Origin of the sequence: Rhodoferax potami (genome assembly GCF_032193765.1) — a bacterium.
Taxonomy (GTDB): domain Bacteria; phylum Pseudomonadota; class Gammaproteobacteria; order Burkholderiales; family Burkholderiaceae_C; genus Allorhodoferax; species Allorhodoferax potami.
This window is the reverse complement of record NZ_JAVBIJ010000001.1, coordinates 3,270,525-3,294,554: the sequence shown is the minus strand read 5'-3', so window position 1 is coordinate 3,294,554 and position 24,030 is coordinate 3,270,525. Positions and strand designations below refer to the sequence as shown.

Genomic DNA, 24,030 nt, shown 5'->3' with positions numbered 1-24,030 from the left:
CGCAGGATGCGCGCGGCAACCGGTGAGCGGACTACAGACCCACTACGGGCCTTGGAATCAGGAAATGGGTGGTTTTTGAGCCAATGCCGCGGGGGCGCTGGCAAAGCGATCGGCGTGCGCAGGCATGGGCATTTGCGGGCCGAATACCGATAGCGCGACCTGCAAATCAGCCGGCATGGCGGTAGCGGCACACATCTGGCACAGGGCGCAGTTTTCGCAGCCATCGTGCGATGCCATGGTGGCGGACGGGCTGGCGTGGTGCGTGGATGCGGCCTCTGTTGCGGCGGCCGTTTGTTCGGGCATGGCGCTGGTGGCCATGTCGTCGCAGTGGTGGCCACTTGCTTGCGCAGCAGCCGGTGTGCCGTGGTGCGCGGTGGTTGCTACGCTGGCCGTCAGCGCAGCGGCCATGCGGGTCGCCATCAGCTCATTGGCCATGCCGCGCAGAGGCGCCAGGGCGATCAACAGAATGAGGAGGACAACACGCATAGGTAGATGATACGCCGCAGGCCCCCTAAGTTCCATTGCTGGCTGCATGGAGTGCTAAATTGGCCTGAAGTCCTTGTGAATATTGCGCAGGCAGCTATGAAAACAGGAGCAATCAAGCGCCGCTCTGCCAGTGCACCCAAGCGGCAATCGCCGCGATCACCAGGGCCATGAAGCCGCCCAGCCAACGCTGGATGGTGCGGGTCTGCACACAGTCGTTGCAGATGCGGCCATGCTTGTCGGTGGTGTGGGGCACCGCGCCGCAGCTGTAGCACTGGCCGGCACGTTCCCATTTTTCGCGCCGCTTGGTGCGCCAGGTGAACACCACCACCAGCACCAGCAACACCACCACCAGAAAGTTGAATCCGAGCTTGAGCATGGTTTTAGCGCCCCGCCATGACTTTGCGGATGCGCTCAATCGTCTCGGGCATGCGCGCCTTGCGTGACACATCCAGACCCAATTCGCGGGCAATGTGGTTCACCACCGCCACATTCAGCGGCAGGCCCCCCGCATCCACGGCGCGCAGCAGGTCGCGCGCGCGCTGCTCGGCGGTGCGGGGTTTGGGGCGAAAGAGGCGGGTGGAGAGAGCGGTAAACCAGTTCATGCGTGTCCTGCGGATTGGCAGGACTGTAGCGCGTCCCGGCGCGCCTTCTGCCGGCAAGGGCGCGTCGCCTAGCGGCATGGCGCTACCATTTGCCGATGCTGCGACACATCAAGGGAGTTGGATTTTGTTAGTTCCAAGCAAAGAGCAGATCGACATCATCAACACAGTCGCACCACGCATCCTCATTGAAGCCAACGCCGGCTCGGCAAAGACCACGACGGCGGCCATGCGCATTCAAAAGCTGGTGGAGCGCGGGGTGGACCCCGCCAAGATCGTTGCATTGGCCTACAGCACCCCTGGGGTGCGAGCGTATACAGAGGCGTTTTACCGCATCGGTATGGCCGACGCGGTGGCGTCCAAGGTGCGTGTGGGAACGGTGGATGCGTTGTGTGCCACCCGTCTCAAACGGGTGGAAGCCGAGGTTCAGGATGGCGTGCGGGCACACCCGGTAAAAACCTTTGAGCGGGCAGTACAGGTCCGGCCCTATGTGCTGCAGGCGGTCCTGCGTGCCCGCGAGGCATCGCAAGAGAGGTTTGCCAACGACTTTTCAATTCAGGGTACCGGCGCGCTATCGGTGGAGCATCTGCTGGAAGAGTTTGCGGTGCTCAAAGGCACCTTGGCCGTCCCCCGCTATGGAGAAGATTTCCGGTGCACCCCTGCGGTGGCTGCCGAGCTGGGCATGGACTACACCCCGCTTGCTGTTTTCCTCCAGTACGAGCGGGACAGAACCGGCTTCGCCAACCCGGAAGGTGAGAGAGTCACATTCCGGTACCCGGGGGACGCGACCTACGACATGGCGCGGTGGTTGTTGTCAGAAAACGCACCGTGGTCGTGGGACAGGCACACCCTCAGCCTGGGCATCGAAGCCATCGTGCTCGATGAAATGCACGACTGTGGTTGGGCGATCTTCACCGTCATCCGCGCCTTGCTGGAACACAACCCGGGGGCCACCTTCCTCGGCGTGGGTGACAGGGATCAGGTCATCCATGCCAAGAACGGGGCGGACTCGTATTTCCTGGGGCCCGACCTCAGCCGCGAGCTGGGCGAGGTGGCCACATTCCCGTTGACGGTGACCCGCCGGTTCGGCCCCTCCATCGCCCGCCCCTTGGGGGTATTCGCCCGTAAGGAATACAACACCGATCCGGGCCACACCTCGAACGCCATCCTGCGGCTGGCCGATGGTCCGAAGGCCAATGCAGACCTGATCACGCAGCTTATTCAGCAGCACAAGGTCGACCCCAACACCCTGGGCGACGACTTTGCGGTGTTGCTGCGGCATCCGGGCGCCTCGGTCGGCATTGAGCATGAGTTGCTGTTGAAAGGAATGACCTACCAGACCGTGGGCTTCCGGCCTTTCCTCCAGCGCCCGGAGATTGCATTTGTGCGGATGCTCTTGGCGATCGCGGTCGACCACCAGAGCAAATTCATTGCGCCCGCGCTCCTGGAGGCCAAGCAAGCCGTTTGGGAATTCATGGGCGCCAACCTTTCGGTGCTTGATGCGCAAGACGCGACAGATGCGGTCATCCATTCGGCCACGGAAGACAATTTCAGGCAGTTTGTGTTTCCGGATTTACTGGGTGCCGCCGATCCAGACACCCAGCACTCCATCCACGCAGCCCTGGAAATTGCGGCGAGCAATGAAGCTTCGAAAATCACAGACTTCATGAGCGCGCTGGATTTCAACCGCATCGGCCAGAAGATCTATGTGTCTGAGGCGGACTTTGAAGAGGTGCGCTATGCACTGGACAGCCTGGGCAAGGTTGCCAACCAATACACGTCGATTGACGCCTTCTTGGGCGCCATGAACATGTTTGACCACACGCTCAGAAAGCCCAGTGCAGCACACCGCCAGCTCAGGCTCTCCACCATTGAGGATGCCAAGGGCTTGGAGTTCCGTATCGTGTTCATCCCGGACTGCAATAAGAAGACTTTTGACAACACGACCCAGGACGAGCGCAACCTGTTTTATGTGGCCGCATCCCGCGCCAAAGAGTTGCTGGTAATGGGGCATGCCCAGGGTTCAGAGTCCTCTTTCCTGAAGCCTTTCAGGCACTAGTCTCGACCAGCAGCAAGCTCTGCAGCAGTGCACTGCCCAGCGGCCAGGGGCCGAAGCCGGCCTCTACGTTGATGTGGCCGGCGTCGGGCAGGCGCACAAATTCGCTTTTCCAAGCCCGTGCATAGGCGCCAGCAGTGCGCACCGGGCAAAACGGGTCATTGGTGCTGGCCACCACAATGCTGCGGTAGGGCAGGGGCTGGTAGGGAGCAGGGGCAAAGTCCGCCAGAATGCCACGCCGTTCGGGGTCGGCCGGCGCTACCAGCAGGGCGCCCACAATGCGCTCCGCCGCTTCCGGAGGCAAGTGGCTGGTGGCAATGCAGCCCAGGCTGTGCGCGGCAATGACCACGGGGCCATCGATCTCCAGAATATGGCGCGTAATGGACGCTATCCATGCCGAACGTCTGGGGGTGATCCAGTCGTCCTGGTGCACCCGCACCGCGCCCGGCAGTTGTTCGGCCCACAGCGTTTGCCAATGGCCGGGGCCTGAATCACGCCATCCGGGAACAATCAACACTGTAGACATGGATTCACCTTCAAAACTTGCGAGGGGCCATTCTGCGCAAGCGGCCCCTGATTCCTAACGAATACTTTGTTGTTTGCTTATGCGCAGCCAATGCGCGTGTCTCGCTCCGCAAGGTGGGTCTTTAAGATCGCTGCATGACTTCGCGCTCCACCTCTTCTGCTTCCCCTTTAGCTGCCCTGTATCCGCTCTTGTTTGTGGCCTTGTGGAGTACCGGTTTCATCGGTGCCAAGTTTGGTTTGCCGTATGTGGAGCCACTCACTTTTCTGACCGTGCGCTACGCCGCGGTGCTGGTGCTCATGGGTTTGGTTGTGTGGCACACGCGGGCGCCCTGGCCATCCACATTGCGCGAGTGTGGGCACATTGCCGTGACCGGCGTGCTGGTGCATGCGGTGTACCTGGGTGGTGTGTTCATTGCCATCGGCCATGGCCTGCCTGCCGGTGTGGCGGCCATTGTGGTTGGGTTGCAGCCCTTGTTAACTGCGTTGGGTGCCGGCTGGCTGCTGCGCGAAAAAGTGCGCGCCACGCAATGGGCCGGCCTGGCAGCAGGCTTTGCGGGCGTGGCGCTGGTGGTGGCGCACAAGGTGGCCGCCGGTGCGGGGCTGGCTACGCTGTGGACGCTGCTATTCCCGGTGGCTGTGGCCTTGCTGGCCATCACGGCCGGCACGCTGTACCAAAAGCGCTACTGCCCTTCGTTTGATTTGCGCACCGGCTCGCTCATTCAGTTCATTCCCAGTCTGGTGCTGACGGGTTTGGCAGCAGCCGCCACCGAGACCATGCACATTGAGTGGACCGGCTCTTTTGTGTTCGCACTGGCCTGGCTGGTGCTGGTCTTGTCGCTGGGTGCAGTGACCTTGCTCAATGTGCTGATCCGTAGCGGCAGCGCCGTCAATGTGGCCAGCCTGTTTTACCTGGTGCCGCCCTGCACCGCGCTGGTGGCCTGGGCGCTGTTTGGCGAGACGTTGACCGGTTTGGCGCTGGCGGGCATGGGGCTTACGGTGTTTGGCGTCTGGCTGGCGCGCAAATAGATGTTGCTATTGATTTAATAGCTACTAGCGCAATCAAATACTGCGCTAGCAGCCTATTTGGTTACTTTTTGGCGTAGATCTGGTCAAAGCTGGCGCCGTCGGCAAAGTGGGCTTTGTCGGCCTTGTCCCAGCCACCGAAGGCCTGGTCGATGGTGAATAGGTTGATCTTGGGGAACTGCTTGGCGTATTTGGCTTGCGCTTTGGTGGAGACGGCAGGGCGGTAGAAGTGTTTGCCGGCAAGGTCTTGGCCTTCTTCGCTGTACAGGTACTTCAGGTATTCCTCGGCCACAGCACGGGTGCCTTTTTTGTCCACGTTCTTGTCGACCACGGCGACTGCAGGCTCCGCCAGGATAGAAAGGCTAGGTGCCACCACATCAAACTTGGCGCCGAACTCTTTCTCCAGCAAGTAGGCCTCGTTCTCCCAGGCGATCAGCACATCGCCCTGGTTGCGCTGGGCAAAACTGATGGTGGAGCCACGGGCGCCGGTGTCCAGAATCGGCACGTTGCCGTACAGCTTGGCGACGAACTCTTTGGCCTTGGCATCGCTGCCGAACTTGCGCTTGGCAAACTCCCAGGCGGCCAGGTAGTTCCAGCGGGCGCCGCCACTGGTCTTGGGGTTGGGGGTGATGACTTTCACATCGGGGCGGATCAAATCATCCCAGTCCTTGATGCCTTTGGGGTTGCCCTCGCGCACCGCCAATACGATGGTGGAGGTGTAGGGCGATGCGTTGAGCGGCAGGCGCTTTTGCCAGTCGGCGTTGATCCAGCCACCGTTGCGGGCCACCGCGTCGGTGTCACCGGCCAGGGCGAGGGTGGCGACGTCTGCGTCCAGCCCGTCAATGATGGAGCGTGCCTGCTTGCCCGAGCCGCCGTGGCTTTGTTTGACGGTCACCGTCTGGCCGGTTTTGGCTTTCCAGTACTTGGCAAACGCGGCGTTGAACTCGACATAGAGCTCGCGGGTCGGGTCATACGACACGTTGAGCAGGGTGATGCTTTGTTGCGCAAAGGCCTGGCCTGTGGATGCTGCGATGGCGCCAGCGAGTACTAGCGTGCCGAAGCCGCGGCGGGAGAGGGGGGCGCTGCGTGGCGCAGTAGCAATAGATGCAAAGGGCATATCAACTCCAGAAATCAACGCGTTAATGCGATAAGGGAGATTCTGGAAGCCCCGCGTTAAAACTGGAACTACGGAATTTTCAGTTCTAAATAACCAAAACATCCTTAGGGTGGGTTTGCGGGGCGCTAACGGCGGGGCTGTACTCCGTTACACGCGCCGCGGTGGGTGCCGGGCTTCTCTGCCCGAAGTTCGCAAAAATTTCGCCAGACCGATACGTTATCGCATCTGTGTGGGAAAACCCTAGTAACTCACTGCATCAAAATACCGCTATTTGTGCCCAGAGTATCAACCTCCCTAAGGGCCAACTTCTACTATTCAGACCTGTCGATGCACGCTAGGCATTGGCTGAACCCCCGAAATTAACAACAGGAGACAGTTACATGAAACTCAAAGCGTCTTTAGCTTTGGCCTTCGGCTTGGTAGCCAGTGCTGCGTTTGCGCAGACAGAGTTGGTCGTTGCGACTGTGAACAACGGCCACATGGTCGAAATGCAGAAGCTCAGCAAGAACTTCGAAACCGCCAACCCCGATATCAAGCTCAAGTGGGTGACCCTGGAAGAAGGCGTGCTGCGCCAGCGCGTGACCACCGACATCGCCACCAAAGGCGGCCAGTTTGATGTGATGACCATCGGCATGTACGAAACCCCGATTTGGGGCAAAAAGGGCTGGCTGCAAGAACTCAAGACTGACGCCAAGTACGACGCGGACGACATCCTGCCCGCCATGCGCAACGGTTTGAGCGTGGACGGCAAGATGTTTGCGGTGCCTTTCTACGGCGAATCCTCGATGCTGATGTACCGCAAGGACCTCGCTGACAAGGCCGGCATCAAAGTGGCAGACAAGCCCACCTGGACCGACATCAAGGCCTTGGCCGCCAAGATCCACGACCCCAAGAATGGCGTGTACGGCATCTGCCTGCGCGGCAAGCCGGGCTGGGGCGACAACATGGCGTTCTTGACCACGCTGGTAAACACCAACGGCGGCCAGTGGTTTGACACCAGCTGGAAACCCCAGTTGGAGAGCAAGCCTTGGAAGGACTCCATCAACTTCTACGTCGACCTGCTCAAGAACTACGGCCCTCCCGGCTCGTCTGCCAACAGCTTCAACGAAATTCTGGCGCTGTACAACGAGGGCAAGTGCGGCATGTGGATCGACGCGACCATTGCGGCGTCTTTTATCACCGACCCCAAGCAGTCCAAAGTGGCTGACAAGGTGGCATTTGCGCAAGCACCGACTGCAGTGACTCCCAAGGGGGCCAACTGGTTGTGGGCATGGGCACTGGCCATTCCTGCAGGCTCCAAGAAAGTGGACGCTGCTACCAAGTTTGTGACCTGGGCAACTTCCAAGGAATACATCGAGCTGGTGGCCAAGACCAATGGCTGGGCCCATGTGCCCACCGGTACCCGCAAGAGCACCTATGCCAACGCCGAGTTCATGAAGGCAGCCAAGTTTGCAGCGGCTGAAAAGGCGGCGATTGACTCTGCCAACCCGAACGACAGCACTTTGCCCAAGAGCCCGTATGTCGGCGTGCAGTTTGCGGCGATTCCTGAGTTCCAGGCCATCGGCGCCACCGTGGGTCAGGAAATGAGTGCCGCACTGGCTGGCAAGAAGTCGGTAGACGCAGCCCTGAAGGCTTCTCAAGTCGCGGCAGAGCGCGAAATGAAGAAGGCTGGCTACTACAAGTAAGCATCTCTCCGGTAGGTTGACTTTAGGCGCGCGGGGGAACCTGCGCGCCCTTTTATGTCGCGTTTTCCGCCGCTGTCTGCGCCTGTGTGGACCGGCCACTCTCACTGAGAGACATCTTCATGAACCGATTTATCCCCCGCGCACTCATGGCGCCGGCAGTGATCACCCTCTTTCTGTGGATGATCGTGCCCCTGGTGATGACCATTTATTTTTCGGTCATCCGTTACAACCTGATGCAGCCCGACCAGACCGGCTTCATTGGTTTGGAGAACTTTGAATATTTCGTGACCGACCCTTCGTTCGGCACGGCGGTGCTCAACACCTTGCTGCTGCTGGGCAGCGTGATCCTGATTACGGTGGTGTTGGGTAGCCTGATTGCGCTGCTGATTGACGATCCGTTCCCCGGCCGCGGCCTGGTGCGCATTTTGTTGATCTCGCCCTTCTTTGTCATGCCCACGGTGAACGCTTTGCTGTGGAAGCACATGATGATGAACCCGATTTACGGGGTGCTGGCCCAGGTGTGGCTCTTCTTCGGCGGCACGCCGGTGGACTGGTTGACCGACTTGCCGCTGCTCAGCGTGATCATCATCGTGTCGTGGCAATGGCTTCCGTTTGCAACGCTGATTTTTATTACCTCGCTCCAGAGCATGAACCGCGAGCAGCTCGAGGCCTCCCGCATGGACGGCGCCAATTACCTGCAGCAACTGCGCTACCTCTACTTGCCCCACATGGCCCGCTCGGTGGCAGTGGTGGTGATGATCGAAATGATCTTCTTGCTCAGCGTGTTTGCTGAGATCTACACCACCACCGGTGGTGGCCCGGGCGACGCAAGTACCAACGTGGCCTTCCTGATCTTCAAGCAGGCGCTGTTGAACTTTGATGCCGGTGTGGCCTCCGCAGGCGCTTTGTTTGCCGTGGTGCTGGCCAATATCGCCGCCGTATTCCTGATCCGCATGGTCGGCAAGAACCTCGATAAGTGAGTTGCAGATGACACACGCTAAATCTTTCCCCTGGCTGCATTGGCTGCGCACGGTGGTGGCCTGGTTGGTCACGCTGCTCTTGTTTTTCCCCTTGGGTTGGCTGGTGCTGACTGCCTTCAAGACGGAGCTGCAAGCCATCTCGGTGCCGCCGCTGGTGTTGTTCACCCCGACCTTGGAGAACTTTCAGATCGTGCAGGAGCGCAGCGACTACATGCTCTACGCCACCAACTCGCTGATCACCAGTGTGGCCTCCACCATTCTGGGCTTGATGCTGGCTTTTCCTGCGGCGTATGCGATGGCCTTCTTCAAGGGCAAGTACACCAAAGACATCCTGATGTGGATGCTTTCGACCAAAATGATGCCCGCCGTGGGCGCCCTGGTGCCGGTGTATGTGATGGCGCAAACCAGTGGCTTGTTGGACACCCGCACGGGGCTGGTGATTGTGTTCACGCTGTCCAACTTGCCCATCATGGTGTGGATGCTGTATTCCTACCTGAAGGAGATTCCCAACGAGATTCTGGAAGCCTCCCGCATGGATGGCGCCACGCTATGGAGCGAGTTCCGCTACGTGCTACTGCCCCTGACCATGGGTGGTCTGGCGTCTACCGGTTTGCTGACGCTGGTGCTGAGCTGGAACGAGGCCTTCTGGTCGCTCAACCTGAGCGCTGCCAAGGCCGGCACGCTGGCCACCTTGATTGCCAGCTACTCCAGTCCGGAAGGCCTGTTCTGGGCCAAGTTGTCGGCTGCCTCTTTCATGGCCATCGGCCCCATCGTGGTCTTCGGCTGGTTCAGCCAGAAGCAATTGGTCCAAGGCCTGACCTTCGGCGCCGTCAAGTAACAAATAAAGATCAGGAGACCTCTTTCATGTCTTACCTCCAACTCAGCGGCGTTGAAAAGCTGTTCGGCGAACACCGTGTCATCAAGGGCATTGACCTGGCCATCAAGCAAGGCGAATTCGTGGTGTTTGTGGGCCCGTCCGGCTGCGGCAAGTCCACGCTCTTGCGTCTGATTGCCGGCCTGGAAACCATCGATGGCGGCAGCCTGCAGCTCGACGGCCGCGACATCACGCACCAGCCCTCTAGCAAGCGCGACTTGGCCATGGTGTTCCAGAGCTATGCGCTCTACCCGCACATGAGCGTGTTCGAGAACATGAGCTTTGCCTTGAAGCTGGCCAATGTGGACCCCGCCATCATCAAAGACAAGGTGGACCGCGCCGCCAAGATTCTGAACCTCACCAACTACCTGCAGCGCACACCCAAAGAGTTGTCCGGCGGGCAGCGCCAGCGTGTGGCCATCGGCCGCGCCATCGTGCGGGCACCCAAGGTGTTTTTGTTTGACGAGCCGCTCTCCAACCTCGATGCAGCCCTGCGCGGCCAGACCCGTATCGAGATTGCCAAGCTGCACCGCGACCTGGGTGCCACCACCATTTACGTAACGCACGACCAGGTGGAAGCCATGACCCTGGCCGACCGCGTGGTTGTGCTGCGCGACGGCAACATTGAGCAGGTGGGCACACCACTGGAGCTGTACGACCGCCCGGCCAACCAGTTTGTGGCGCAGTTCATCGGCACCCCGCAAATGAACGTGGTCGAAGCCGCCAAGCTGCCCTCGGTGACTACCGTGGCCGGTGTGCAGGTGCCTGCGCTCGGTTCTATTGGCCTGCGGCCTGAGAGCATCACGCTGGTGCCGGCCGGCGAGGGTGCCATACAAGCCAAGGTAGAGTTAATTGAAGCGCTGGGTGCCGAGACCCTGATTTACGTGACCACCCAGAGTGGCGCCCAACTGGTGGCCCGCCTGAACACCCGCACCGAGCTGCATGTGGGCGGCGACGTAGGCGTGCAGATCGATGCCGACGCGGCCCACTTGTTTGATGCCAATGGCCGTGTTGTAGCCGCGGGCGCACTTTGATGTCCGCCGTCATGACACCTCACCCACAGCAACCCCTTCACGGCCAAGTGGCCGCGGTCACCGGTGCCGCATCAGGTATCGGTTTTGCCAGCGCGAACGCCATGGTTCAAGCCGGTGCCCGCGTGGTGCTGATTGACCGTGACCGCAACGCGCTGGACAAAGCCTGCGCCACCCTGGGCCCCCAAGCGGTGCCCCTGGTGCTGGACCTGCTGGACCGCGACCAGTGCGCCAGCTTGCTCACCCAAGTGCTGGCACTGGAAGGGCGCCTGGATGTGTTCCACGCCAACGCCGGCCTGTATGTGGGCGGCGACCTGGTCGACAACGACCCGGACGCTATCGACCGCATGCTCAACTTGAACGTGAATGTGGTGATGAAGAACGTGCACAACGTGCTGCCCCACATGATTGCGCGGGGCTCGGGCGACATCATCGTGACCAGCTCACTCGCCGCGCACTTTCCTACCCCCTGGGAGCCGGTGTATGCGTCGTCCAAGTGGGCTATCGACTGCTTTGTGCAGACGGTGCGCCGCCAGGTGTTCAAACACGGATTGCGCGTCGGCTCCATTTCGCCGGGGCCGGTCATTACCTCTTTGCTGTCCGATTGGCCTGCCGACAAGCTGGCAGAAGCCAAGGCCAAAGGCAGTCTGCTCGAAGCCTCCGAGGTCGCTGACGTGGTGATCTTCATGCTGACCCGCCCCCGCGGCATGACCATCCGCGACGTGGTGATGATGCCCACCCAGTTTGATCTCTAAGCGATCTCTAAGCGACCCCCGATTCATTTTTTTCACGCCTGACCATGACCACGATTCTTCACCTCGGACTGGGCTCGTTCCACCGCGCACACCAGGCGCTTTACATCCACGAACTGCGACAGCGTGGCGATACCGAATGGTCCATCACCGGCGGCAATTTGCGCCCGGACATGCTGGCCACCATGGAGGCTCTGCAGGTCCAAGGCGGCGCGTACACGCTAGAAACTGTCACGCCCCAAGGCGAGCGCAGCTACACCCGCATTGAATCCATTCAAAGAGTCATTCCTTATCAAGATGACCTCGCCCCCTTGATCGCAGCAGGCGCTGAGGCAGCCACCCGCATCATCTCGTTCACCGTGACCGAAGCCGGTTACTACTTGGACGCGAAAAACCAGCTGGACTGGGCGACCTTTGCCGACTTGCGCGCCGACCTTGAAGCCGTCAAGGCAGGCCGCGCCGGCCACACCATTTACGGCGGCCTGGTCAGCATCTTGCGGGCCCGCATGCACAGTGGCGCCGGTGCCGTGACCCTGATGAACTGCGACAACCTGCGCCACAACGGCGAGCGCTCACGTGCTGGCTTGCTGCAGTTCATTGACGCACTTGGCGACACCGCGCTCAAGGCCTGGGTGGAGCAAAACACCAGCAGCCCTAACGCGATGGTGGACCGCATTACTCCGCGCCCCACGCCGGATGTGGCCCAGCGCGTCAAGGCTGCCACCGGCTGGGACGACCAAGCCGCCATCATGGGGGAGAGCTTTATCCAGTGGGTGATTGAAGACAACTTCATTGCCGGCCGCCCTGCCTGGGAGCAGGTGGGCGTGGAGATGGTGCAGTCGGTGGACGCCTATGAAGAAGCCAAGATCCGTTTGCTCAATGCCACCCACAGCTGTATCGCCTGGGCCGGCACTCTGGTGGGCTACCAGTACATCCATGAGGGTACTCACGATGCGGTGATCCGCCGCATCGCGTATGACTATGTGACCGACGACACCATCCCGGTGCTGGATACGCCCGAAAACCCCAGCCCGCTGGACCTGCGCGCTTACCGCGACGTGGTCCTGGACCGCTTCGGAAACCCGGCCATTTGCGACACCAACCAGCGGGTGGCCATGGACGGGTATTCCAAGATCCCCGGCTTCATCGTGCCCACCATTCGTGAGCGCTTGGCGCGCGGCGAGTCGATTGCCAGTGTGATCATGTTGCCCGCACTCTTTCTGGCCTATCTGCAGCGCTGGCATGAGGGCAAGATCGCCTACACCTACCAGGACCAGGCGATGGACCCGGCGGCAGCCCACGCGATTTGTGAGGCGGCCGACCCGGTGGCGGCTTTTGCCGCTGATACGGTGCTGTGGGGCCCGCTGGCCTCGACACCGCGCTTGCTCGATGCGCTGCGGGTGGGCTATGCCCGGGTGCAGCTGTTTGTCCAGAACCACTTGGGTGCAGGGCCGGCGTAATTGCTGGTAACGTGAGGCATTCCCGTTTATTGCTCAAGTCGCTATGGCTGCTACCCCACACTCGCACCCTCTATCGGGCTATCCCGTCAGTCGGCACCGGGCTCCGGAGCTGGAGGCTGACTACAACCGCAACCCGTCGCTGGGCTATGAGCCTACCGACGAGGTCGGATTCATCCGCTGCCTGGGTCACGGCTATCCGACCCCCTTGGCGCGTTGGCATTGCCATGATGAATATGAGTTGCACCTGATCACCCAGAGCTCCGGTAAGGCGTTTGTCGGGGACTGGATCGGCCCGTTTGAGCCGGGCCATCTGGTGCTGTGCGGGCCCCGCCTCCCGCACAACTGGATTTCTCTGGACGTGCCCGACGAAGGTGTTGCGATGCGCGATTTGGTGATCCAGTTCCGGCATGAGCCGCTGGCACAGGCCTGCCAGTCCATCCCCGAGCTGCAGGAGGTGCTGCCCCTATTGGAGCGCGCCCGCCACGGTATCGAGTTTTTTGGCCTCTCGGACCGTGCCCAAACGCACTGGCATGCGGTGCGCGGTTCACGCGGGCTCAAGCGCTTGGCCGCGTTCTGTGAATACATGACCGATCTGTCCCGCTGGGGGGACTATCGCCTGCTCTCCAACGTGCAAATGCGGGGCGCGGAAAACGACACTGAGCTCGACCAGATCAACACCCTCGTCAACCGCATCACCGAGAACCCGTCGCACTCCCAGTCGGCAGCCGAGGTGGCGGCAGAGCTGGCCATGAGTGAGAGCCGGTTTTCGCGTTTCTTCCGGCGTGCGACCGGCAATACCTATACCGACTTTGTGAACCGGGTGCGCATCAACCGCGCCTGCCAGCTGCTGATGACCTCAGACCGCTACGTCACCAATATTTGCTACGACGTGGGTTTCAACAACGTAGCCAATTTCAACCGCCGGTTTCTGGAGCTCAAGGGCATGACGCCCTCGGAATTCCGCAAACAGGCGGAGAGCCGTTTTGGCGGAGCACCCGCTACGCTCTAGGCGGCGCTCAGGGTGCCGCGGCGGAGCTCATCCGGCGTGGTGCCCATCAGCTTCTTGAACATGGCAATGAAGGCCGACGCACTGCCGTAGCCCAGATCCAGCGCAATCGTCTCCACTGTCTGGCCCGCCTCCAGCAGGGGCATGGCCCGCACCACCCGCAGGCGCTGGCGCCACTCGGCAAACGGCATGCCCAAGTCGCGCTGGCAGCGGCGCATCAGGGTGCGCTCGGTGCTGTGGACTGCATGGGCCAGCTCGGGGAGCGAGCGGTTGTCGCCAGGGTGGGCTTGCAGCAGCCGTAGCACGGCGCCCAGCGCCGGATCGTCAGAGCCGGGCAGGTAGCTGCCTGCCCGCGGTGCGAGGGTGAGCTGGTCGAGCAGCACTTTGAGCAAGCGGGCTTCAGGCCCCGACACCGCACTGCCGGCTGGCTGCAAGCGCAGATGTTCCAGCATGGCGCGCACCAAGGGGCTCACCGTGAGTGCGCAGGGCTCGCTTGGCAAGGGGCGGCACAAGGCGGTAGACACATACAAAGAGCAGTGGTGTGCCGCTTTGCGGTTCAGGCCCACATGTTCCAGGTGGGGTGGCAGCCAGATGCCGTATTGCGGCGGCGCCAGGAAATGGTGGCCTTGCACTTTCACCTCCATCACGCCGCTGAAGGAATACACAAACTCGCCCCAGGCGTGCTGGTGCTCGGGGTAGAGCCCGTGGTCCGGCACATAGGCGCTGCGGAACATGACCGGTGCCGGTAGGGTGGGGCTGGTGAGGGGGATGTCTAGCTTGGGACGCAGGATGGGCATGCTTGTCCGCTATGGCGTATGGCTTGTCATGTTTTCACTATATCAATGAAAGCCGTCAGCTGAATAATCGATCGATTGTTTGGTATGGGAGAGTTATGGATACGCGCAAACCGGTGGATGGGTCCGCCGTCCTGTTGATGATGGTCTTGTGTGCCACTTGGGGCATGCAGCAGGTGGTGCTCAAAGCCACCGCGGCGGATATTGCACCGGTCATGCAAATTGCCCTGCGGTCCGGCGTGGCCGCCTTGCTGGTGGGTTTGGTGATGTGGTGGCGTGGCGAGTCCATGTCGCTGCGTGATGGAACGCTGGTGCCGGGCTTGGCGGTCGGTGTTTTTTTTGCCACCGAGTTTTTGCTGGTGGCCGAGGGCCTGCGCCATACCAGTGCGTCGCACATGGTCGTGTTTTTGTACACCGCTCCGATTTTTGCCGCGCTGGGTTTGCACTGGCGGATTCCGGCAGAGCGCCTGAGTGGTTTGCAGTGGAGCGGTATCGCGATTGCATTCGCCGGTATTGCCATGACCTTCCTGGGCCGTGGGCACGGGGCTGCCACCGGTGCCGCTGCAACGGGCAGCACCTTGTGGGGCGACTTCTTGGGGGTGCTCGCCGCTATTGCCTGGGCAGCTACGACCGTGGTGGTGCGCTGTTCCAGCCTTGCCAAAGCCCAGCCTTCCAAAACTTTGCAATACCAATTGGTGATGGCATTCGGGGTGTTGCTGTGCGCGGCCTGGATGTCGGGGCAGGCAGAGGTGAACTTCACACCTCGCGTGTGGGCCAGCCTTGCGTTTCACGCGGTGGTGGTGTCGTTTGCCAGCTTTCTGGCCTGGTTCTGGTTGTTACGCCACTACCTGGCGTCGCGGTTGGGCGTGTTCTCGTTCATGACGCCCTTGTTCGGCATGTTGTTCGGTGCCTGGTTGCTCGATGAGCCGATTGAGGCGGGCTTTCTGGTCGGTGCGATTCCGGTGTTGGTGGGCATCGTGCTCGTGAGCGCAGGCCCATGGTTAGGGCAGATCTGGGCAGACACCTTCAAGGCCCGGACGCGTTAATCGCCCGGAGCGGCGAGGGAAAACCTGTCTTGGTTTTGCCACGCAGCAGTCATAGACTGGCATGCCTGCGTGGCGGGCGCAAACTTTACAGATGCTTTGCATCCTGGTCGGATTTAATCCGGTGAGTTCGCGTCTTAGCAACCTATGATTAAAAATGAAGGCCGAACGCCCGCGTTTGTGCTGTTCTCCCTCCAACCTGCCCCCTTGTTGTTGCCCTGCCCATGAAATTTCATCGTGCCAAAGTTGTGCTGGCGTGCTCCGCCCTGCCCTTGTTGATGTGGGGTTGCTCCGGCAAGTCCGAGACTGCTTCTACCGCTCCCGCAACCGCCGCCTCCGGCGCAGCCGGCCCGGCTGCCGCACCGGCGAGTGCCGCAGCCAGCGCACCGGCCGGTGGCCCGGCGTCGGTGACTACTGTGAAGGCCCAGAAAAAAGACCTCAACGTCACCCTCAAGGCCAGTGGCACCGTGGTGCCACTCAATGTGGTCGATGTGCGCACCCAGATGAACAGCACCATCAAAAGCGTGCATTTCAAAGAAGGGCAGTTCGTCAAGGCCGGGCAGTTGCTGTTCACCCTGGACGCCCGCAGCGACGAGGCCAATGTGGCCAAGGCTGCCGCGCAGTTGGCCAAAGACAATGTGTCGCTGGCCGATGCCAAGCGCCAGTTTGAGCGCGCCAAGCAGTTGTTTGCGCAAAACTTTATCTCCCAAGGATCGGTCGATACCGCCCAAGCGCTGGTCGACAGTGTGAACGCCACCGTGGTGGCCGACCAGGCCGCGCTGGATGCGGCCAAAGTCGCCTTGTCGTATTCCCGCATCGTGGCGCCGGCGTCCGGCCGTGCCGGTGCGGTCAATGTCTTTGTGGGTAGCGCAGTGCAGGTGAACGTGACCAGTCTGGTCACCATCACCCAGTTGGACCCGGTGGGCATCCAGTTCAGCATTCCCCAGCGCAACCTGAGCGACGCACTCGCCGCACTGAAGGAGGGCGCCTCGGTCAAAGCCACGCTCGCTGATGGCGGCGGCACCTTCAAGGGCAAGTTGCAGTTTGTGGACAGCGCCGTCGACGCGAGCTCGGGGGCCGTGAAAGCCAAGGCAGTGTTCGCCAACGCCGACAACAAGCTCTGGCCCGGCGCATTTGCCGAAGTGCACCAAACCATTGCCAGCATTCCCGATGCGGTGGTGATTCCTGTCGCCTCCATCGTGCAAGGCGCACGCGGCACGATTGTGTATGTGGTGGAGGACGGCAAAGCGGTGCTCAAACCGATCAAGCTGGTGTATTCCGAAGCGGGCGACGCCGCAGTGACTGGTATCAAAGCCGGTGATGCGGTGGTGCAAGAAGGCAAACAAAACCTGCGGCCCAATGTGCCAGTGGTGGAGCGTGCCAAAGAGAGCCCAGAGGGCAAAGGCAAGCCCAAAGACGGCGACGCCAAATCTTCAGACGCCAAAGCCCCGGATGCCAAGCCCGCCGCCAGTGACGCAGCCAAGCCCGCCACACCATGAACATCTCTGAACATTTCATCCGCCGTCCGGTGATGACGGTGCTACTCAACCTCGCCATCGTGATGGCGGGGGTGATCGGGTTTCGCAGCATTACGGTAGCGGCCTTGCCGAGTTACGACACGCCGGTGATCAACGTCTCGGCGTCTCTCGCCGGTGCGAGCCCGGAGACCATGGCCACATCGGTGGCGCTGCCGCTTGAAAAACAATTCCAGACGGTACCGGGCCTCAAAACCATCAGCTCCACCAGCACGCTGGGCAGTACCTCGCTTACGCTGGAGTTTGAAGAGTCCCGCAATATCGATGCGGCGGCTGTCGACGTGCAAGCCGCCTTGCTGCGCGCGCAGCGTGCCTTGCCCTCTGACATGACCAACCCGCCGTCGTACCGCAAGGTGAACCCTGCGGACGCCCCGGTCTTGCTGGTGGCTTTGCAGTCCCCCTCGCTGTCGCCAGCCGAGTTGCAGGACTACGCCGAGCACCTGATCGTGCCGACCCTCTCTACCGTGAGCGGTGTGGCGCAGGTCAACGTGTTTGGCTCCAAGCGCTATGCGGTGCGGGTGCGGGTGCAGCCGCAGGCGCTGGCTGCCCGCAACATCGGGCTGGATGAAATCAGCGCGGCTCTGAGAGCGGCCAACGTGAATACACCGGTGGGTACCCTCGAAGGCCCCAAGCAGACGCTGGTGCTCCAGGCTAACAAGCAACTGCGCAATGCGTCCGAATTTGCCGATCTGATTGTGAGCACCAAGGGCGGCAACCCGGTGCGTCTGCGCGATGTGGCCAAGGTAGAAGACAGCCTGGAAACACTCCGTAGCTGGGCCACCCTGAATGGCGAGCCCTCTATTACCTTGGCGGTACAACGCCAGCCGGGCGCCAATACGGTGCAGGTGGTGGACTCCATCCGCGCGGCATTGCCTGCCCTGCAAACCCAGATGCCGGCCTCGGTGAAGATGACGCCGGTGAACGACCGCTCGTTGTCGGTGCGGGAAGCCTTGCACGACGTCACGCTCACCCTGATCGGCACCATTATTCTGGTGGTGCTGGTGATCTTTTTGTTCTTGCGCCGCTTTGTGGCCACGGTCATTCCGGCCTTGTCGTTGCCCGTGTCGCTGGTCGGTGCGGTGGCGTTGCTCTGGGGCCTGAACTACAGCCTCGACAACATCTCGCTCTTGGGCCTGACGCTCGCTGTCGGCCTGGTGGTGGACGATGCCATTGTGGTGCTCGAGAATATCATCCGCCACGTGGAAAAGGGTGAGAACGCGTTTCAGGCCGCCCTGCGCGGTGCGCGCGAAGTGGGCTTCACCATTATTTCGATCTCGGTCTCGCTGATCGCGGTGTTCATTCCCATCTTTTTCATGCCCGGCGTGATCGGCCTGTTGTTCCACGAATTTGCGGTCGTGGTGGGCCTGTCGATTGTGGTGTCGGCGTTTGTGTCGCTGACCTTGGTGCCCATGCTGGCCAGCCGCTTTCTGAAAGATGAGGCGCACATGAAGCGCCCCGGTGTCGTTGTGCGCAGCTTTGAGCGTGCCTTCAACGCCACCTTGGCCGGCTACACCCGCATGCTGGACCTGGCCTTGGCCCACCGCTGGGTGATTTTGGCCATTGCGCTGTCTACCTTCGTTGCCACTGCCTGGCTGCTACAGGTGATCCCGAAAGGATTTTTCCCGGAGGAAGACATCGGTCAAATCCAGGTCACGACCGAGGCCGCGGAAGACACCTCGTTCACCGCCATGGTGGCCCTGCAAGAGCGTGCGGCTGAAATCATCCGCAAAGACCCGAATGTGGCGGTGGTCAGCTCGTTCAACGGGGGAGGCGGTGCGCAAAACACCGGTCGCATGTTTGTGACACTCAAGCCCCAATCTGAACGCGAGCCGATGAAAAAAGTGGTCGAAGGTCTGCGCAAGAAATTGCGGGGCGTGGCCGGTATCAACGTGTTCATGCGCCCCACCCAAAACTTGCAGCTTGGCGGTCGCCAGAGCAAGGCGCAGTACCAGTACATCCTGCAAAGCATCCGGGCCGACGAGCTCAGCACTTGGGCCCAGAAGCTGCAAGAAAAGCTGCGCTCTGACCCGATGTTCCGCGACGTGACCAGCGACTCCCAGCTGCGCGGTTTGCAAGCCCAACTCAAAATCGACCGCGACCGCGCCAACTCTTTGGGCGTGTCGGTCGACAGCATCCGAACCGCCCTGTTCAGTGCGTTCGGTGAGCGCCAGGTGTCCACCATCTACCTGCCAACCGACAGCTACCAAGTCATCATGGAAGTTGCCCCCGAGGCCAAGCAGGACGAATCTGCCATCAACGGCATTTACGTGCGCTCCAGCAACGGCGGGCTGGTGCCGCTGAGCAGCTTCACTACCGTGGAGCGCTCGGTAGGCCCAACCTCGATCAACCACGTGGGCCAACTGCAAGCGGTGACCGTGTCGTTCAACCTGGCGCCCGGTGCCGCGCTGGGCGATGCCACTGCCAAGATCGATGCGGCCCGCGAGGCCATCCAGATGCCGAGCTCCATCATCAGCAGCTACGGCGGCGATGCTGCGGTGTTCAAAAACTCGCAAGGCAGCCAAGCGATCCTGATCATTGCGGCGCTGCTCGTGATTTACGTCTTGCTGGGGGTGCTGTACGAGAGCTATATCCACCCCATCACCATCCTGGCCGGCCTGCCTTCAGCCGCCACCGGCGCGCTGGCGACGCTGATGTTTTTCGGTCAGGACTTGACCCTGATTGCCACCATCGGCTTGGTCTTGCTCATCGGGATTGTGAAGAAAAACGCGATCATGATGATCGACTTTGCGCTCGATGCGCAGCGTCATATGGGCATGACTCCGGCAGAGGCGATTCGCGAGGCTTGTATCTTGCGCTTCCGCCCCATCATGATGACCACCTTGGCCGCGCTCATGGGGGCTTTGCCGATTGCACTGGGAATCGGCGCCGGCGCCGAGCTGCGTCAGCCCTTGGGCTTGGCAGTGGTGGGCGGCCTGATTTTTTCGCAGGCCATCACCTTGTTCATCACGCCGGTGCTTTATCTGCTGCTCGAACGCTTTAGCGGCACCGGCCCTATTCAGACGCCGGAGGCCGCTCAGGTCGAAGTTTAAGAACCCGTCTGGGCCTTGCGCTTGCCGCGGGCCCGGATGTTCAAGGCTTCCACCGCCAGCGAGAAAGCCATGGCAGCGTAGATATAGCCCTTGGGGATTTCCTGGTCAAACGCTTCTGCGGTGAGCGCCATGCCCACCATGACGAGGAACGCCAAGGCCAGCACCTTGACCGACGGGTGGCGGTCCACAAACTCACCGATCGGCTTGGCAGCTACCAGCATCACCCCGACCGACACCACCACTGCGGCGACCATCACGCTGATCTGGTCGACCATGCCGACTGCGGTAATCACCGAGTCCAGCGAAAACACAATATCAATGATGGCAATCTGGCCGATGATGGACCAGAACAGTTTGGTGCCGGCCGCCTTCATGACCGCGTCTTCGGTGGCGGCGGGGGCGTGTTCGTCGCGCGCTTCTACTTCCACAAAAATCTCGTGCGAGGCTTTGTAGAGCAAAAAGAGCCCGCCGGCGAGCAACACCAAGTCCCGGCCGCTGAAGCCCTTGCCGGCCACGCTGAACAAGTCTTCGGTCAGGCCCATGACCCAGCTCAGCGAAAACAGCAGCAACAGGCGCGACACCATCGCAAAGCCCAGGCCGAGGCGGCGTGCCTTGTCCCGCATGTGGGGTGGCAGGCGCCCGACCAGAATCGAGATGAAGATGATGTTGTCAATGCCCAGCACGATTTCCAGTGCTGTCAGCATGGCAAAGGCAATCCAGACGTTCGGGTCGCTCAAAAATTCCATGGTTTTGTCCTTGTAGAAAAGAAGGTTGTTCTGGCCGCCATCCTAGCCGCTTGGCGTGACCCCGGCATCCCCCGGTCGGCCGGTACACTTTCACAGCTATGCCCCGCTTTGCCGCCAACCTTTCGCTGCTCTACAACGAGCACCCCTTTCTCGACCGATTTGCCGCTGCTGCGGCCGACGGTTTCACGGGGGTAGAGTTTTTGTTTCCATACGCCTTTGCCGTGAAAGAGCTGGCGGCACGCTTGCAAACCCATGGCCTGCAACAGGTGCTGCTCAATGCACCGCCCGGTGATTGGGATGCCGGTGAACGCGGCATTGCCGCACTGCCCGGGCGGGAGGCCGAGTTCCAAGCCGGTTTCGCCCGCGCGCTGGACTATGCCCATGCCCTCGATTGCCCCCGCATTCACGTGCTCGCCGGTGTGTTGCCGCCCGGTGCAGACCCCGCCGCCTGCCACGCGACCTACCTGCGCAACTTGCAATGGGCCGCCGCGCAGGCGGCATCGGCGGGCCGTGCGGTGCTGGTGGAGCCGATCAACACCCGCGACTTTCCGGGTTACCTGTTGCAAACACAGGCCCAGGCCCACGCGATCGTGCTGGCGGTAGGGGCGCCCAACCTGCAAGTGCAGTTCGACCTGTACCACTGCCAGATCATGGAAGGCGATGTCGCCACCAAGATCCGCGAATACTTGCCCACCGGGCGCGTCGGTCACTTTCAGATTGCCGGTGTGCCCGGCCGCCACGAGCCCGATGTGGGGGAGTTGAATTACCCGTATCTGCTGGACGTGATCGACGAAGTGTCTGCCGCGTTTGGCTGGGACGGCTGGGTGGGCTGTGAATACCGTCCCCGGCGTGGAGTGGTGCCGGGCGCCACCCGCGAGGGCTTGGGCTGGCTGCAACGCCGATCAGGGTAAGTCCCTAAAATCGGCGGATGACTGAAACCTCCACCACCGTAATCGCCACCCATAGTGGCACCTTTCATGCCGACGACGTATTCGGCGTGGGCATTTTGATGGGGGTGTTTCCCTCGCACCGCCTGGTTCGCACCCGTAAACAAGAGTTGATCGATGCGGCTGATTTCGCGGTCGATGTGGGGGGCGTGTGGGATGCCGCCAAGGGCCGCTTCGACCACCACCAACGCGGATTCGATGGCGCCCGCCCGGCCCAATTGGTGGATGGCAACACCGTACCCGGCGTGGGCTATGCCAGCGCGGGTTTGGTGTGGTCCCAGTACGGCACCGCCTATGTACAGGCTTGGTGCGCAGCTCAGGGCCACGCGCTGGATGCGGCAGCGATCGAGCAGATCGTGCGCTCCATCGACCACTCGCTGGTGCAGTACCTCGACATTGTGGACACCGGGCAGGGCGACGTGTCGCCCGGCATCTTCGGCCTCTCCAGCCTGATCGCCCAGCTCAACACCCATTGGCTCGAAGAAAAGGGCTTGGACCATGCGGCCAAGGCCCAGCTGTTGGAAACCCGATTCCGCGAAGCGATTGCCATCACCCGCAAGTTCCTCGACCACGCCATCAGCAAAAAAGTGGCCCAGCTGCGCGCTATGGACACGGTGCGCCAGGCGCCGCGCCTGTTGGGCGGCCGGGTGCTGCACTTGCAAGAGGGCGGCATGCCTTGGACGCATGTGGTGCTGAATGAAATGCCCGAGGTGGTGTTCGTGATTTACCCCGACTCCGATGGCGACCAGTACCAGATCAAAACCGTGCCGGTCGAAGCCGGCTCGTTCACCGCCCGCATGGACCTGCCTGCCAGCTGGGCCGGCCTGCGCGATGGCGAGTTGGCCGCAGTGAACGGCGTGGCTGACAGCGTGTTTTGCCACCTGAACCTGTTTATCGGTGGCGCCCGCAGCTTTGAAGGCGCGGTGAAGATGGCAGAGTTGGCGCTGGCGGACGCCGCCGCCGCATGACAACCCTGCAGTCACCCTCTGCCCTGCAACAAGTCCGCGCGGCTATCCGCGCCAACGCGCTGCCCGGCGTGCTGCTGTGGTGCGGCCTGGCTGTGCTGCTGCTGGCCTACGCCACCGTGCCCGCCTTCCAGCAGGGCCTGGCCCGTTGGGGCGATGTCAAAGAGGCCTGGGGCCTTGCGTTTGCATTCGTGTCTTACGTGGTGTTTGCAGTGCTGGTGCCCGAGGGCTTGAGCGTGGCACTGGGCCGCCAGACCTGGACCCGCAAGACCACCCGCGACGTGCTCTACGCCGCGCTGGTGTTTGGCAGCATCGGACTCACGGTGGATGTGCTGTACGGCGTGCAGGTGCATCTGTTTGGCGAGCAGAGCGATGCGCTCACGCTGGTCAAGAAGATGCTGTTTGACCAGTTTGTGTATTCGCCGGTGTCCAACTTTGTGATCGTTGCGCTGTTCGCTTGGCGCGAGGGCGGCTTCTCCCGCAAGACGCTGCGCCATTTGTTCTCTGCCGACTTTCTGGCCCACCAGTACCTGCCGGTGCTGATTGCCATGTGGTGCGTCTGGATACCGGGCGTGATGGTGATTTACTTCATGCCCACCGAGTTGCAGTTCCCGGTGGCGTCTTTGATTCTTGTCTTCTGGATTCTGATTTTCAAGTTCGTCCGTAAAGGCTGATTGCTATCAAATAAATAGCTGCTAGCGCACATTCCATGAGCGCTAGCAGCTATTTTTTTATATAAACCATCTGCCCGGCCACGAACGCATCAAAGGCGGCCAGCAGCGATTGCCATCGCTCCGCGTTGCGCTCCAGCTGCGCCAACGCCGCGCAGGTAGCCTCCAGGGTCGAGAGCTGGCCCGGCGCATGCGCCTTGCGGATCGCGTAGCGGCCGGCCGGCACCTCGTCCAAGGCCAGGCGCGGTAGGCGCTGCAGGCCCGGGCTCAAGTGCAGCATCTTGCGGCTCTTGCGCCAGGTGGCGTCCAGCACCACCAAGCGCAGCGTCTCGGGGTGCTGCAGTTGCGAGGGCTCCAGCAGGGCGGGTACCGCATGCCCCTCATACGCGGTGGGCGGGTACAGCAGCACCGTGGTGCGCGGCCCGGGTAGCAGGGCTTGCAGTGCGACCTCGTCAAACGCTTCTCCCACCACGATGCGGCTGCCCGGCACGCTCAGGTGCAGCAGGCGCGCGCTGTTTTTGGCGTGGTGTACTTCCAGCGGGTGCTGCAGGATCAGCAGCTCGCAAGCGCTCGCTGTGGCCACGGCCAAATGGCACAGGCAGGTGGCTTGCGGGCGCAAACAGTGGGGGCAGGTAGGGCGGCTCATGAACCGGCCAAACTCCACCGGCCTATCTGCAAACTCAAC

Annotated in this window: 23 protein-coding genes; 15 read left to right on the top strand and 8 right to left on the bottom strand. The window is 61.5% G+C overall.

The features are described 5' to 3' along the window. Positions 1–57 precede the first annotated feature (57 nt). The 3 genes from RAE21_RS15900 to RAE21_RS15890 form a co-directional block, all read right to left on the bottom strand. On the bottom strand, positions 58–486 hold the full coding sequence (locus RAE21_RS15900) for a hypothetical protein (RefSeq protein ID WP_313882195.1): 429 nt from the start codon (positions 484–486) through the stop codon (positions 58–60). Positions 487–598: 112 nt separating this feature from the next. After that, entirely contained in the window at positions 599–862 is a 264-nt protein-coding gene (locus RAE21_RS15895) for a hypothetical protein (protein WP_313882194.1), read from the bottom strand. Between the two features lie 4 nt (positions 863–866). Continuing rightward, the gene (locus RAE21_RS15890; protein ID WP_313874554.1) at positions 867–1,088 is read right to left on the bottom strand and encodes a hypothetical protein; all 222 of its coding nucleotides are present in this window, start codon (positions 1,086–1,088) and stop codon (positions 867–869) included. A 124-nt stretch (positions 1,089–1,212) separates the two neighbouring features. Between RAE21_RS15890 and RAE21_RS15885 the strand changes: the two genes are divergently transcribed. Beyond that, positions 1,213–3,144, top strand: coding sequence for a 3'-5' exonuclease (locus tag RAE21_RS15885; RefSeq protein ID WP_313882193.1), 1,932 nt, complete (start codon positions 1,213–1,215; stop codon positions 3,142–3,144). Here RAE21_RS15885 and RAE21_RS15880 read toward each other — a convergent pair. After that, the gene (locus tag RAE21_RS15880; RefSeq protein ID WP_313882192.1) at positions 3,134–3,667 is read right to left on the bottom strand and encodes an RBBP9/YdeN family alpha/beta hydrolase; all 534 of its coding nucleotides are present in this window, start codon (positions 3,665–3,667) and stop codon (positions 3,134–3,136) included. The genes RAE21_RS15885 and RAE21_RS15880 overlap by 11 nt on opposite strands. A gap of 134 nt (positions 3,668–3,801) precedes the next feature. On the opposite strand from RAE21_RS15880, the gene RAE21_RS15875 reads away from it, so the two are divergent. Next, a complete protein-coding gene (locus RAE21_RS15875) occupies positions 3,802–4,692 on the top strand; it encodes a DMT family transporter (protein WP_313882191.1) in 891 nt (296 codons plus the stop codon). Between the two features lie 61 nt (positions 4,693–4,753). On the opposite strand, the gene RAE21_RS15870 is transcribed toward RAE21_RS15875, so the two are convergent. Beyond that, positions 4,754–5,806, bottom strand: a complete 1,053-nt coding sequence (locus RAE21_RS15870; RefSeq protein ID WP_313882190.1) for a sulfate ABC transporter substrate-binding protein — start codon at positions 5,804–5,806, stop codon at positions 4,754–4,756. A gap of 380 nt (positions 5,807–6,186) precedes the next feature. On the opposite strand from RAE21_RS15870, the gene RAE21_RS15865 reads away from it, so the two are divergent. The 7 genes from RAE21_RS15865 to RAE21_RS15835 all read left to right on the top strand — a co-directional run bounded on the left by RAE21_RS15865 (position 6,187) and on the right by RAE21_RS15835 (position 13,597). Then, a complete protein-coding gene (locus RAE21_RS15865; RefSeq protein ID WP_313874551.1) occupies positions 6,187–7,491 on the top strand; it encodes an ABC transporter substrate-binding protein in 1,305 nt (434 codons plus the stop codon). Positions 7,492–7,610: 119 nt separating this feature from the next. Further along, positions 7,611–8,471 carry a carbohydrate ABC transporter permease gene (locus tag RAE21_RS15860; protein ID WP_313882189.1) on the top strand — a complete coding sequence of 287 codons (861 nt, stop codon included), beginning with the start codon at positions 7,611–7,613 and terminating at the stop codon, positions 8,469–8,471. A gap of 7 nt (positions 8,472–8,478) precedes the next feature. Then, positions 8,479–9,309 (top strand): carbohydrate ABC transporter permease, encoded by an 831-nt coding sequence (locus tag RAE21_RS15855; RefSeq protein WP_313882188.1) that lies wholly within the window; start codon positions 8,479–8,481, stop codon positions 9,307–9,309. 26 nt (positions 9,310–9,335) lie between these two features. Then, the gene (locus RAE21_RS15850) at positions 9,336–10,379 is read left to right on the top strand and encodes an ABC transporter ATP-binding protein (protein ID WP_313882187.1); all 1,044 of its coding nucleotides are present in this window, start codon (positions 9,336–9,338) and stop codon (positions 10,377–10,379) included. Then, on the top strand, positions 10,379–11,131 hold the full coding sequence (locus tag RAE21_RS15845) for an SDR family oxidoreductase (RefSeq protein ID WP_313882186.1): 753 nt from the start codon (positions 10,379–10,381) through the stop codon (positions 11,129–11,131). Before RAE21_RS15850 ends, RAE21_RS15845 begins: the two co-directional genes overlap by 1 nt. Positions 11,132–11,175: 44 nt before the next feature. Further along, positions 11,176–12,588, top strand: coding sequence for a D-arabinitol 4-dehydrogenase (dalD, locus tag RAE21_RS15840; RefSeq protein WP_313882185.1), 1,413 nt, complete (start codon positions 11,176–11,178; stop codon positions 12,586–12,588). A 43-nt stretch (positions 12,589–12,631) separates the two neighbouring features. Then, positions 12,632–13,597, top strand: coding sequence for an AraC family transcriptional regulator (locus tag RAE21_RS15835; protein WP_313882184.1), 966 nt, complete (start codon positions 12,632–12,634; stop codon positions 13,595–13,597). Here RAE21_RS15835 and RAE21_RS15830 read toward each other — a convergent pair. Further along, positions 13,594–14,391, bottom strand: a complete 798-nt coding sequence (locus tag RAE21_RS15830) for an AraC family transcriptional regulator (RefSeq protein WP_313882183.1) — start codon at positions 14,389–14,391, stop codon at positions 13,594–13,596. The two genes, RAE21_RS15835 and RAE21_RS15830, sit on opposite strands and share 4 nt — an antisense overlap. A 95-nt stretch (positions 14,392–14,486) precedes the next feature. Between RAE21_RS15830 and RAE21_RS15825 the strand changes: the two genes are divergently transcribed. From RAE21_RS15825 to RAE21_RS15815, 3 genes are all read left to right on the top strand, one after another. Further along, the gene (locus RAE21_RS15825; RefSeq protein WP_313882182.1) at positions 14,487–15,434 is read left to right on the top strand and encodes a DMT family transporter; all 948 of its coding nucleotides are present in this window, start codon (positions 14,487–14,489) and stop codon (positions 15,432–15,434) included. A gap of 221 nt (positions 15,435–15,655) precedes the next feature. Further along, positions 15,656–16,930 carry an efflux RND transporter periplasmic adaptor subunit gene (locus RAE21_RS15820; RefSeq protein ID WP_313882181.1) on the top strand — a complete coding sequence of 425 codons (1,275 nt, stop codon included), beginning with the start codon at positions 15,656–15,658 and terminating at the stop codon, positions 16,928–16,930. Beyond that, the gene (locus RAE21_RS15815; RefSeq protein WP_313882180.1) at positions 16,927–20,016 is read left to right on the top strand and encodes an efflux RND transporter permease subunit; all 3,090 of its coding nucleotides are present in this window, start codon (positions 16,927–16,929) and stop codon (positions 20,014–20,016) included. The genes RAE21_RS15820 and RAE21_RS15815 overlap by 4 nt, the downstream gene beginning before the upstream one ends. On the opposite strand, the gene RAE21_RS15810 is transcribed toward RAE21_RS15815, so the two are convergent. Further along, positions 20,013–20,762, bottom strand: coding sequence for a TerC family protein (locus tag RAE21_RS15810; RefSeq protein WP_313874540.1), 750 nt, complete (start codon positions 20,760–20,762; stop codon positions 20,013–20,015). The two genes, RAE21_RS15815 and RAE21_RS15810, sit on opposite strands and share 4 nt — an antisense overlap. 98 nt (positions 20,763–20,860) lie before the next feature. On the opposite strand from RAE21_RS15810, the gene otnI reads away from it, so the two are divergent. The 3 genes from otnI to RAE21_RS15795 are packed head-to-tail and all read left to right on the top strand — an operon-like array spanning position 20,861 to position 23,348. After that, positions 20,861–21,673 (top strand): 2-oxo-tetronate isomerase, encoded by an 813-nt coding sequence (gene otnI / locus RAE21_RS15805; RefSeq protein WP_313882179.1) that lies wholly within the window; start codon positions 20,861–20,863, stop codon positions 21,671–21,673. A 17-nt stretch (positions 21,674–21,690) separates the two neighbouring features. Continuing rightward, positions 21,691–22,677 (top strand): MYG1 family protein, encoded by a 987-nt coding sequence (locus RAE21_RS15800; protein ID WP_313882178.1) that lies wholly within the window; start codon positions 21,691–21,693, stop codon positions 22,675–22,677. Then, positions 22,674–23,348, top strand: a complete 675-nt coding sequence (locus RAE21_RS15795; RefSeq protein ID WP_313874537.1) for an Mpv17/PMP22 family protein — start codon at positions 22,674–22,676, stop codon at positions 23,346–23,348. Before RAE21_RS15800 ends, RAE21_RS15795 begins: the two co-directional genes overlap by 4 nt. Positions 23,349–23,397: 49 nt before the next feature. Here RAE21_RS15795 and RAE21_RS15790 read toward each other — a convergent pair whose 3' ends face one another. Then, positions 23,398–23,991 carry a tRNA-uridine aminocarboxypropyltransferase gene (locus tag RAE21_RS15790; RefSeq protein WP_313882177.1) on the bottom strand — a complete coding sequence of 198 codons (594 nt, stop codon included), beginning with the start codon at positions 23,989–23,991 and terminating at the stop codon, positions 23,398–23,400. Positions 23,992–24,030 lie beyond the last annotated feature (39 nt).